Annotated in this window: 10 protein-coding genes and 1 pseudogene; 7 read left to right on the top strand and 4 right to left on the bottom strand. The window is 51.1% G+C overall.

Translation table 11 applies throughout. The features are described from left to right. Nucleotides 1-37: 37 nt before the first annotated feature. Entirely contained in the window at nucleotides 38-1,123 is a 1,086-nt protein-coding gene (locus QJQ48_RS23690; protein WP_346293720.1) for an alpha/beta hydrolase, read from the bottom strand. A gap of 236 nt (nucleotides 1,124-1,359) precedes the next feature. Between QJQ48_RS23690 and QJQ48_RS23685 the strand changes: the two genes are divergently transcribed. Then, nucleotides 1,360-2,283 (top strand): LysR substrate-binding domain-containing protein, encoded by a 924-nt coding sequence (locus QJQ48_RS23685; RefSeq protein ID WP_346293719.1) that lies wholly within the window; start codon nucleotides 1,360-1,362, stop codon nucleotides 2,281-2,283. 39 nt (nucleotides 2,284-2,322) lie between these two features. Here the strand turns inward: QJQ48_RS23685 and QJQ48_RS23680 are convergent, their stop codons facing one another. Both QJQ48_RS23680 and QJQ48_RS23675 read right to left on the bottom strand, forming a co-directional pair. Beyond that, nucleotides 2,323-2,970 carry a GNAT family N-acetyltransferase gene (locus QJQ48_RS23680; protein ID WP_346293718.1) on the bottom strand — a complete coding sequence of 216 codons (648 nt, stop codon included), beginning with the start codon at nucleotides 2,968-2,970 and terminating at the stop codon, nucleotides 2,323-2,325. Between the two features lie 493 nt (nucleotides 2,971-3,463). Beyond that, the gene (locus QJQ48_RS23675; protein WP_346293717.1) at nucleotides 3,464-4,018 is read right to left on the bottom strand and encodes a hypothetical protein; all 555 of its coding nucleotides are present in this window, start codon (nucleotides 4,016-4,018) and stop codon (nucleotides 3,464-3,466) included. 225 nt (nucleotides 4,019-4,243) lie between these two features. Between QJQ48_RS23675 and QJQ48_RS23670 the strand changes: the two are divergent. Next, nucleotides 4,244-4,353, top strand: a pseudogene (locus QJQ48_RS23670) (IS6 family transposase); the annotation flags it as partial. 228 nt (nucleotides 4,354-4,581) lie between these two features. On the opposite strand, the gene QJQ48_RS23665 reads toward QJQ48_RS23670, so the two are convergent. After that, the gene (locus QJQ48_RS23665; RefSeq protein WP_428843084.1) at nucleotides 4,582-5,820 is read right to left on the bottom strand and encodes a PAS domain-containing sensor histidine kinase; all 1,239 of its coding nucleotides are present in this window, start codon (nucleotides 5,818-5,820) and stop codon (nucleotides 4,582-4,584) included. 354 nt (nucleotides 5,821-6,174) lie between these two features. Between QJQ48_RS23665 and QJQ48_RS23660 the strand changes: the two genes are divergently transcribed. The 5 genes from QJQ48_RS23660 to cynS all read left to right on the top strand — a co-directional run bounded on the left by QJQ48_RS23660 (nucleotide 6,175) and on the right by cynS (nucleotide 11,083). Then, nucleotides 6,175-6,972, top strand: a complete 798-nt coding sequence (locus tag QJQ48_RS23660) for a response regulator transcription factor (protein WP_346293716.1) — start codon at nucleotides 6,175-6,177, stop codon at nucleotides 6,970-6,972. 167 nt (nucleotides 6,973-7,139) lie between these two features. Further along, entirely contained in the window at nucleotides 7,140-8,795 is a 1,656-nt protein-coding gene (locus QJQ48_RS23655; protein ID WP_346293715.1) for an ABC transporter substrate-binding protein, read from the top strand. A gap of 19 nt (nucleotides 8,796-8,814) precedes the next feature. Continuing rightward, on the top strand, nucleotides 8,815-9,654 hold the full coding sequence (gene ntrB / locus QJQ48_RS23650; RefSeq protein WP_346293714.1) for a nitrate ABC transporter permease: 840 nt from the start codon (nucleotides 8,815-8,817) through the stop codon (nucleotides 9,652-9,654). After that, nucleotides 9,651-10,538 (top strand): ABC transporter ATP-binding protein, encoded by an 888-nt coding sequence (locus QJQ48_RS23645; protein WP_346293713.1) that lies wholly within the window; start codon nucleotides 9,651-9,653, stop codon nucleotides 10,536-10,538. The genes ntrB and QJQ48_RS23645 overlap by 4 nt, the downstream gene beginning before the upstream one ends. Before the next feature lie 101 nt (nucleotides 10,539-10,639). After that, the gene (cynS, locus tag QJQ48_RS23640; RefSeq protein ID WP_346293712.1) at nucleotides 10,640-11,083 is read left to right on the top strand and encodes a cyanase; all 444 of its coding nucleotides are present in this window, start codon (nucleotides 10,640-10,642) and stop codon (nucleotides 11,081-11,083) included. The last annotated feature ends 66 nt before the right edge of the window (nucleotides 11,084-11,149 follow it).

Here is an 11,149-nt window from a genome sequence, read left to right as displayed (position 1 = left end):
GGTCGCCCCCGCCGATGAGTTTAACCCCTTGCTGGTTTTACTGAACCGCGAGGAAGCGTGTTACTGTCTCAAGAAATGCATCTCTTCCTTTCTCGCCGCGGTCAAGATGGACGTGATGCGTCGCACCCTGGAGCTTAACCGCTTCTACCTCAACGGCATTGACGAGATGCGCTTGCAGCGTGGTCACATCCTCTGGTCGGCTCCAAAAGTCATTTTCTGAGCGAATAATTAGAACTCGAGCTGTAATTGTGGCAGCATCCCAAAGCTGGCGTCCCAAAGCAAGATAGAAAGAGTCTTCCATCGCTCCCGAAGGTGCACGAAAAGACGGCGGGTTGCGGCTTTCTGATGTGGGATCTGAGGCGAGTGCTACGCGCTGATAAGCCTCGGCCACCTCGGGATCACGCCACTCGGCCTTATCCTCTACGGGAATGGCTCGATCCCAAGACGGCAACAGGGAATCAGCTGTATTCAGGCGATAAGCGCCAAACCTGGCAGTGTTGAAACGGTTGGCATCATTCGGGGCTGACAAGGAAGAGCCGCGCCCCAGATTTTCGTGACCTTCATGTGCGCCATAGAGCGCGTTGTACATAATGAGATGGCTGACCGTTTCTGGGTGCAGGCTGGCGTACATCCCGGCCCAATGTCCGCCTGTAGCCCAGCCCAGCAATGCCACATCTGAGTTTGCTGTTCGTTCAGCGATCGCCTGCACAACAGCACCAATATCGCGCACCACCTCATTCGAATTAACCAGCGGTTCTCCTTCTCTCGAACCGTCCTGTCCAAGACGAGTCGAGCTCCCATAGCCACGCACATTCATGACGAAGACGCGATGTCCAGCCTGCGCCAGATCAGCGGCGAGCGAACCGCCCACAACAGGCAGATCGAACGAAGCAATGCCTGGCACTCGGGCACCATGGATCAAGATAATTGGCGGCTTGCTGTCTGTGTCAGCAGAGTCCCAAACTTCGCGGACATGCAGTTCAATACCAGGCTCACTTTGGACATTGAAGTCCTGACGCTGAATTTCTGCCTGTGCTGAACCCACTGGGATTGCGGCGATCGCCAGGCTAACCGCTGTGCATAAGACGCTTATACGTAAATGTTTCATTTGTAGGTTTTTCATCCCATTACTCCTCCGAAATCAAGGTGCGGTAGCGTCATTAAATCGATGCAGTGTGAAATCTTTCACGCGCAAGGTCAGGCCACGCTATGAGAACAAATTGATGCGCTGAAAATCACCCTGTACTGCCACGGCAGCTTGACGATGAGATGTGCCTCGTATTTCTTACGGTAGGAGATAGCAAAATGACTGTCCAATATATATTTAACTAGGATTAATAGGTTTAAGGTATAAGTGTGATGGAACTACGGCACCTGCGCTACTTCATCGCTGTGGCTGAGGAACTGCACTTTAGTCGGGCAGCAGAGCGGTTGTGCATTTCCCAACCGCCGCTCAGTCAGCAGATTCGCAGTCTGGAAGAAGAACTCGGGGTCAAGCTGTTTGAGCGCACAAAGCGACATGTTCAACTGACGGAAGCGGGCAAAGTGTTTTTAGATCGCTGTTATGTTGTGTTGGCGCAACTTGAACAGGCGATCGTGGCAACACAGCGGGTAGAGCGGGGTGAGGTTGGACAGCTAGAGATCGGTTTTGTTGGTTCGGCCACGTACACCGTACTGCCAGAGATTTTGAGTGTCTTTCGAGAGCAGTTTCCGGCTGTAGATCTGCGACTGCATGAACTAACAACGGCACAGCAAATTTATGCCTTACACAACAAGCAGGTTGATGTCGGCATTGTTCGCTCTGCCATCACCGAGCCAGGTTTAGAGGTGAAATGCATTCTACAAGAATCATTGATGCTGGCATTGCCAAAAACCCATCCGCTGTCTGCTCAGACCAACGTGTCCCTCTCCACTTTGAAAAATGAATTGTTTATACTGTTTCCGGCCAAAATGGGACCCGCCTTTTACGAACAAATTATTGACATTTGTCAACAGGCCGGATTTCGCCCGAAAGTCGCTCAAGAGGCCGTTCAGATGCAGACGATTATCGGTTTGGTAGCTGCAGAATTGGGTATCGCTTTCGTTCCCGCTTCTCTAAAGAACTTCCCCAGAAGCGGAGTCGTTTATAGACCCCTACAAGAGAAAACACCTAAAACTAGGCTTTATCTCGCTTGGCGACAGCATGATGCCTCGCCGGTCTTGGAAGCATTTCTTGCTCTAGCTGGGGAGACACTACAACAGAAGCTAGATCGCGATGACACACGATCTAGAGAATTTTTATGATTGTCGGGTAAGAAAATTAGATGCTGACATGAGATGAAATCAACCGTTGTTTAACTCCATTAGCGAGAGACTTTCACCAGAGTAAAGCCATCTTTCAAAATTTGCTTTACAGCGTCCCCATTCTTTATCTGTCATCGCGAACCAATCAGTATCCCTATTCTTGCCCCGAATGATCATGTGTTGACGAAAGCGGCCTTCATAAAGAAATCCCATTCTTGCGGCTGTTGTCCGATTGGCGTGATTGAGGACATCGCATTTCCATTCAGCTCTACGATATGAGTGATTATCAAGGAGATGTTGAAGTAATAGAAACTGTGACTCTGTGTTGACTTTACTTTTGTGAACAGTCGGACTAAACCAAACATGACCAATTTCTGCTCGTCCATGATCTGGAACAATCGCCAACAAACCGACAATGCCTACCTGAGTGTTGCTTAAGTTTTCAAAGACCGTCCAGACTAGTGGATCTGACTTCCCAATCATCTCTCTATTCATCCATTCCTGCATGGCAGAGGAACCTTTAAACGGACCATAGAATAAATGTCTCCACACCGCTTCCTTTTCAGGCTTGCCATGCGAACATGAATAGAGTTCACCGACATCTCTTTCTAGGATTAGGGGCTTTAACGTAACAAATTTGCCATTAAGTTGGATATGTTCAGGAGATTGCCAACTTTGTTTCTGCATAATCTTTTATCCTTCATGTCAAAAGCAGGATGAGACATGAAGGTAAAGTTGGTGGTAGATGACATGAGGAAATCGGTCTCCTAATCTACCACTCTTGAGTTTTTGCGACAGAACCGGTGAGCGGGTCTATGCCCTCAGTTCAAGAGTCAGCCGTCGGGGGCTAAGTGTCAGAACTGATTACCTTCTCGGCTAATTCTCATTCTTAATAAGAATAGTTTCAATAGCTAAATGAAAGAATAGGGTTTTCAGAGAACTTTGATGACATCGGAGACAGGTTCGTAATCAGTTCTGACACTTAGCCTCAAAGCTATTTACTGCCAGCATCGTCAGCAATAACCAGCTAACAGCCTCCTCTCTCGCAAGTGGCAACACCTCTACTCAAATAACTATTTCTTCGTAGCATAATCGCTTAAAGTGGCAAAGAGTCATTATGAAAGGGACTCAGAACAAATGGCTTTTTTTTTCAGAATCATTGCCATAACTCAAAGAAATACTACCAATTGAAAGCAAGACACTCATCCATAATTTCTTGCCAGGCTATTTCCGGATCAAAGCCCTCAACAATAGCAGACTCAGAGCTTCCGAGATATCCAGCAATCCCATGATTTATCATATAGCTTGGATAATACGTAGGCTGTCCTGCGTTTCCAAGCACTTCACAAATACACTCTCCTCCTACTTCGCAGCTTGGTCTTAAAGCATTCAGACTCTCTATCAAGAAATTTCGCTGCTCGTCGGTCATTTGTGAGTCAACCGTATACATCAGCACTGTCATCGCTTGATAAGATGATGTGTCGGCCACCCGCTTCTTGTCATAAGTTCCGAAAAAATTACCGATTGCCACTAGCTCAGCAGCAGTATCGAATCTCTCCTCCTGCATACAGAGATAGCTACTCCAATAAAGATCGTAAGGAGTATGCTCACTTGTTATCTCTTCACTATTTACGCATTCAATCAGATTAGGATTTTGCTGCTTTATTTCTACTGCATCAGCAATACTGGCAGCGAATCCCATCAGGAAAAATGTCAAAAAGAACACAAGCTTCATAAATTATGTAGACCCCTGGATTTTGCTATATCAGCATAATATATAGTCTGAATCTGAAGTCATTTTCCCGTATTCATTCACCAAAAATTTGATAAAAGCTGTAATTCTGAGATCTAAGTGCCAGGATTGATTCCATAGAAGTGTCACGCTCCGTCAGTGAGGCGATACGCTGGGGCGTTGCTGTGCTGCCTTCCCATCATGCACTGGCCCCCATTGCCGGTCTGACGATACCCAACTCCCTTCAGTCACATTGAAGTACCTCCGATATCATCTTCCAGGTGCTCTATTGCCGGTTGCGCTTCAAACTGAGCTATCGGGATGTGGCCGAGCTGTTCTAGCTACGAGGCTTTCACTTTAGCCATGAAACGGTGCGCGATTGAGCCAAGGCTGGTCATCTGGTTACGGCGAACACGAGTGTCTCCGGACTAGCAACGAGGACAGCGCATGGAGTAGGAGGAACTCAACGGTGTCTCAGTGTATCGCTCAACTGACATAGCGTGACACTCCTGAGTAGTCAGTTCTGACACTTAATCCGCACTCTGCTCGAACCAAAGCGTCTACATCTACTTTGAGAGATGAATGGGTAGCCGCACTGTAAATGTCGTTCCTCTGCCTACCTGACTCACAACTTTCAGCGAGCCGCGCTGCAAATCTACAAACTGCTTAACAATGCTTAGCCCTAGCCCAGTTCCTGGAATATTGCTAACATTGCGGCCCCGGTGAAACGGCTCAAATAGCTGACGCTTGTCCTCAGAGGGAATACCGATACCCTCATCCTGTACCTGCAAAATTAGCTGATTTTGCCGCTTAGCTAGCTTTAGGCAAATGCGTTTATTAGCAGGGGTGTAGCGAATGGCGTTAGAAAGTAGGTTACTCAGCACCGAGCGCAGCAGACGCTCATCGGCGATCGCTAAAATCTGACGCGATCGGCAAGTGAATTCAATAGGCAGTTCCGATCGAGAAAATTCATGCTCTGCCAGCAGCTCGCGGCAAAAGGCGACGAGATCTAGCGGCTGCGGGGCCATCTCCAGCACCTTCGCCTCGATTTTGCCAATCACCAAAATATCGTCAATAATCTGCGTCATCCGCTCCACGTTAGCGCTGATAGCCACTAGATAATCCTGCTTTTCCTGTTCGCTGAGCTGGGCGTCATAGCGTCTGAGCGAAGAGACTGAGAGAGCAATGTTGTTCAGCGGGTTGCGAAACTCGTGACACACTAAGGCGACAAAGCGCGATCGCATGTCGCTGAGTTCTTGCAGTTGCTGATTGGCCTGCCGCAGCTTAGCGGTGCGCTCAGAAACCTTGAGTTCTAGATCCTCGTTGGCCCGCTGCAGCACCTGCTCCGCCCAGCGTCGCTGAGTAATGTCGCGAAAGGTGACCACAGCACCGACTAGCTGCCCGTCTTCATCCCGCATCGGGGTGCTGATATACTCCACCGGAAAATAGGTGCCGTCTTTGCGCCAAAACACCTCGTGGGTGATTCGCTGAGTGCTGCCATCTTGAAAAGCTAGATAGATCGGACATTCTTGCCGGTGATAGGGAGCCCCGTCGGGGTGAGAATGGTGCAGCACAGCGTGCATAGACTGGCCGATTAGCTCGCTCACCGACCAGCCAATCATGGCAGCGGCAGCCGGATTGACGAACGTCACGTTGCCTTCCAGATCCAGGCCGTAAATCCCTTCCCCCACGGCGTTGAGAATGAGCTGATGCTGCCGCCGAAGCTGCTCTAGGGCTTGCGCAACGGGTTCTGAAAAGGGCATTTGAGCAGAGGGAAAACGAGACGATTCGGCGTAATCAGTCATGCTAAGCGTAAATTTTTGAAGGGCTGATGGCGATCGCCCGTGACAGTCTGCAGGCTAGATGATCTCAGCAATGCGTCAACCAGCCCAGGCTTGGGGACCAAAACTGTGCCCTACAACACTACAGCAAACTTCATTAGCGATTAATAAGTAAACAATATTCCGGCAGTTATTTACCCTAGCAGGGTAGCTTTCTCAGAGAGAATTAAGCCAAAGATAGATATTTTGTAATGAGAAAAATGACTTTCAAAGATAGCTCACTGCGGGAGCAGTCAGCCACCTAAATTTTTACATTTTCTCTTGGGAAAAGCGGCCGTTAGGTGAATGAAGGCTGATTAGTGTGTTCCCAACTTGGCTATGAAAACTGTATTGATTATTGAAGATGAGGCTCAAACTCGCAATATCTTTTTGAAGTGTCTGAAATTTGAAGGATTTCAGGCATTCAGCGCTGAAAATGGCGCAGACGGCATTGCTATGGCCCAAAAATGCTGGCCCGACCTGATTGTCTGCGACATTATGATGCCGGACATGGACGGGTATTCCGTGCTCTCTAAGCTGCGCCGTTCTCAGCAGACAGCCGCTATTCCGCTGATATTCCTAACGGCTAAGGTGACTATGAGCGATCTGCGCAAAGGTATGGAGTTAGGCGCAGATGACTATTTGACCAAACCCTGCACGATTGAGCAGTTTCTGCTGGCTATTTCGACTCGGCTCAAGCGACATGAGGAACTGCAACGATCGTCCAGCGCTCGTAAAGGCGCGAGTATCAGCCAGTCTCAAAGCTTTGAACCCGCCTCAAAGCCAGAGAGCATTTTCCCGGAATGCCCGCAGCTAACCCACGTTTTTCAGTTTATTGAGGCCCACTACCGGGACGTGATTAACCTTAGCGACATAGCCCAAGCCGCAGGCTATTCACCTGCCTATCTGACGACGCTAGTACAGGAAAAGACAGGGCGCACGATTAAACAGTGGGTGATTGAGCGGCGGATGGCCCAGGCCAAAACGCTGTTAAAAAGTTCAAAAAAATCGATTCGGCAGGTGGCTGAAGCCTCTGGTTATAGCGATCCGAGCTACTTTACCCGGCAGTTTCGGCAGTTTCATGGCCTATCGCCTCAGAATTGGCGAAAGAATTTCGTAGCGAAATTAACCGATTAACCCCCTTATTTCAGGCTTAAAACTATTTCCAATAAAAAGTCCTATTTCTTTCGAAAAAAGATCCAGTGCGTCATCAAAAAATGATTGGTAAAGTGCTCACAACTGTATAAGCCACCTTGCCAGTTCAGGTTTAGCTCAGTGCAGTATATTTTGGGTAGGCAGTGACTATGGTTTTGATCTCCTCTACGCCGGCTTCACAAACATCGCAGCGGTGGAACAATCTCAACTGCGATCGCGGTGAGCTTTCGGATTTAGAACTCGCGTGTATCCTCTGCGGCGGACGCCATTCCACGCTGGATCACTGGGAGTTTATGCAGACGATGCCCCAGGATCCGCTAGAGATGGTGGATGACCTGGTAAAGATGGGCCTTTACAAGCAGAATCAGCTGCGAGCCGCCGATAACGTCAACGCTTATGAGCTGCGCAAGGCGCTGTTCCTCAAAACCGTTGGCCGCGACGACCCTCGCCGGGAAAAGCTGATCTTAGGACTATGCAAGCAGGCCGGTGGCCTGGAAAATGCCTTTGCAGCGGCGTTTGGGCCGCAGGCGGGTCTCTTCTTTGCCGATTCCCTGCGCAATAGCGGCGCCACTCGCCGGGAGTTTCTGCGCAACATGGCGATCGGAGCCGCGCTGGTAACGCTGGCAAGCTGTGGTGGTGGCGGTGACCAGCCAGAGGCGTTGGAAAATGTGCCTGACGAGCCAGTAGACACCTCAAACCTGGAAAAAACCGATCTGCAAATTGGCTTTATCCCCATCACCTGCGCCTCGCCCATCATCATGTCGGAGCCGCTAGGCTTCTACCAGAAGTACGGCCTCAATGCCAAAGTGGTGAAGATGCCCAGTTGGGGAGCGGTCAGAGACTCCGCGATCGCCGGTGAGCTAGATGCGTATCACATGCTAGCACCCATGCCCATCGCCATGACCTTGGGTCTAGGGTCTGCCTCCTTTGGCGTCAAGCTCGCCAGCATTGAGAACATCAACGGCCAGGCGATCACCGTCGCTGAGCGCTACCAGGGTCAGGTCAACGGCCCGGCGGACTTCAAAGGCTTTACCATCGGCGTGCCTTTCCCCTACTCCATGCATAACCTGCTGCTACGCTACTACCTGGCAACCGGCGGCCTCGATCCCGATGTAGACGTCAAAATTCGCCCCGTGCCGCCGCCGGACAGCATCGCCCAGATGGTGGCTGGAGATATTGACGCCTACCTGATGCCCGATCCGTTCAACCAGCGCGCTGTCTACGAAGGGGCCGGCTTTATCCACATGCTCACCAAAGAGCTGTGGCCCGGCCATCCCTGCTGTGCCTTTGCCGCCAGCGACCAGTGGATTAGCGAAAATCCCAGCACCTTCCGCGCCCTGAATAAGTCCATCATTGAGGCTGCTGGCTATGCTCGCGATCCCAACAATCGAGCTGAGATCGCCGCCGCTATTTCCGAGCGGGCTTTCCTCAACCAGCCGACTGAGGTAGTCGAGGCGGTGCTCACCGGTAACTTTGAAGACGGCCAAGGCAACACTCTCACCGTGCCCGATCGCATTGACTTTGACCCCTACCCCTGGCAGAGCTTTGCCAACTGGATTTCTTCGCAGCTAGTGCGCTGGGATCTTCAAGGGGATGGCATGTCCGCCAAAGTGATGTCCGAGCAGGGCTACGACGAAGTTGGCAAAGACATTTTCCTGACGGACCTAGCCCGCGAACTGGCGGCAGAGCTGGGTCAAGATCCCCCGGCTGAAATCTACCGCACCGAGGAGCTGAAGTTTGACACCTTTGATCCGGAAACTCCGGATACTTATGTCGAGCAGCAAATCGATGAGTACGGTGTTTGATTGAGGAGGTATTTGCGCTATGGCACTGAGTCATTCGACGGCCAGCCCAGTTAAAGCTGAAAAGGAAGGCTCACTGCTGGACAACCAAACGGTCAGAGCCGCTCTGCTGTTTGTCGTTTCCCTAGTCGTCTTTCTCGGATTCTGGGAAATTGGGGCACGGGCCGGCTGGTTTGCCAAAGGGATGCCTACGGCTTCTGAAACGCTTAAAGAGTTTTGGTGGTGGATTACCCATCCGTTCTTCAACAACGGTCCCAACGATCTCGGCATTGGCTGGAATCTACTGATTAGCCTGCGCCGGGTAGCCATCGGCTATGTGCTGGCTTCCATTGTGGCCGTCCCTCTGGGTGTCTTAATTGGCATTTCGCCAGTGGCTTACAAAGCGTTCAATCCCTATGTGCAGCTGCTCAAGCCGGTTTCGCCGCTGGCCTGGCTGCCCCTGGGTCTCTACATTTTGCGAGATTCGGAGCAGACGGGCGTGTTTATTATCTTTATCTCTAGCATCTGGCCAACGCTGATTAACACAGCGTTCGGCGTCGCCAACGTGGACAAAGACTACATCGATGTGGCCAACACCCTGGGCGCTTCGCGTCTGCGCACTATTTTCAAGGTGATTATTCCGGCAGCACTGCCTAGCATTGTCTCAGGCCTGCGGATCAGTATGGGCATTGCCTGGCTGGTGATTGTCGCCGCTGAGATGCTGCTGGGAACGGGGCTGGGCTATTTTATCTGGAACGAGTGGAACAACCTGTATATTCCCAACATCATCGTGGCCATTTTCATCATTGGCCTGGTGGGGCTGCTGCTCGATAGTATCTTTGCCGCGCTGGAGAAGTTTGTTGCATTTGGTCGAAATTCATGAACTCCGCTCCTGCGAATACACTTAATTCTAAGAATTCCTATTCGCCCTCGGCGCAGCTCTCTATTCGCCAGGTCACGAAGGTTTTTCCGGGCAAAAAGGGACTGTTTAACAAGCTGACGGGCAAAACCAGCCGCGACTTCACTGCGATTCAGGATATCAGCCTGGAGATTGAGCCCAATACGTTTGTTACCATCATTGGTCCTTCGGGCTGCGGTAAATCGACGCTGCTAGGCATGATTGCCGGGCTGCTACCGATCAGCGCTGGCGAAATCTTATTTAACGATCGCCCGATTACAGGCCCCGGCCCCGATCGCGGTATGGTGTTTCAAAACTATGCCCTGATGCCCTGGATGACGGTATGGGAGAATATCCGCTTTGCCGTGGAGACGGTGCATCCCAAGATGGCATCTAAGATGATGAACCGGGTCATCAAGGAAAACATTGAGCTGGTAGGTCTGGCGGGTGCGGAAAAGAAGTATCCCCACGAGCTGTCGGGGGGAATGCGGCAGCGGGTCGGCATTGCACGGGCGCTGGCAATTAACCCACAGATTTTGCTGATGGATGAGCCGTTTGGTGCCCTCGATGCCCTCACCCGAGGCTTTTTGCAGGATGAGATTGAGCGCATCTGGGAGCAGCAGCGCAAAACCGTGATTATGATTACCCATAGCATTGAAGAGGCGCTGCTGCTGTCGGACCGGATTGTGATGATGACGCGCGGTCCGGCGGCGCGCATCGACGAAATCTTGGAGGTGCCGTTTCCGCGGCCCCGCAACCGCGAGACCATAGACCAGCATCCGGCCTATCACGACCTGAAGGCCGAGATGGAAAGCCACCTTTTCCGCGAAACGCGGGCTGTTGAGGCCGCTCGGATCGCTAAGGAATAGTCGCTGGCAGAGAGAGCTGTCAGCCGTCAATGTCGGCAAATTACTTCATCCGTTTGGATGTGGCCAGTCCCCGTTGTTTAACATTTGAGAGGAGTTAACCCATGATTCTACCTGAAGTGACCGAAAAGCTGTTGGCTGCCAAGAAAGCCGCTGGTCTCAGCTTTGCCGATCTGGAAGCCAAGGTCGGCTGTGATGAAGTTTGGATTGCCTCAGTCATTTATCGGCAGGCCAGCGCCTCTGAGAAAGAAGCGACCAAAATCGTCGAGGCGATCGGCGCAGATACTTCGCTAATCGAACCCCTGACCGAATGCCCGATCAAAGGCTCCCTAGATCCGGTAATTCCCACTGACCCACTGATTTATCGCTTCTACGAGATTATGCAGGTCTACGGCCTGCCGATAAAGACGGTGGTGCATGAGAAGTTTGGCGACGGCATTATGAGCGCTATCGACTTCACCATCGATGTGGAAAAAGAAGAAGACCCCAAAGGCGATCGCGTCAAAATCATCATGTGCGGTAAGTTCTTGCCCTACAAAAAGTGGTAAAGCGGCCTGCTCTAAAGCTTTTGAATTTTGAATTCTCCATGTTTATCCCTGGCTGAGAGGACATCG

It is taken from the genome of Sphaerothrix gracilis Ecp01 (genome assembly GCF_030405905.1).
GTDB lineage: Bacteria > Cyanobacteriota > Cyanobacteriia > Phormidesmidales > Phormidesmidaceae > Sphaerothrix > Sphaerothrix gracilis.
The sequence above is the reverse complement of the archived record's forward strand: the minus strand, read 5'-3'. Positions and strand labels throughout refer to the sequence as shown.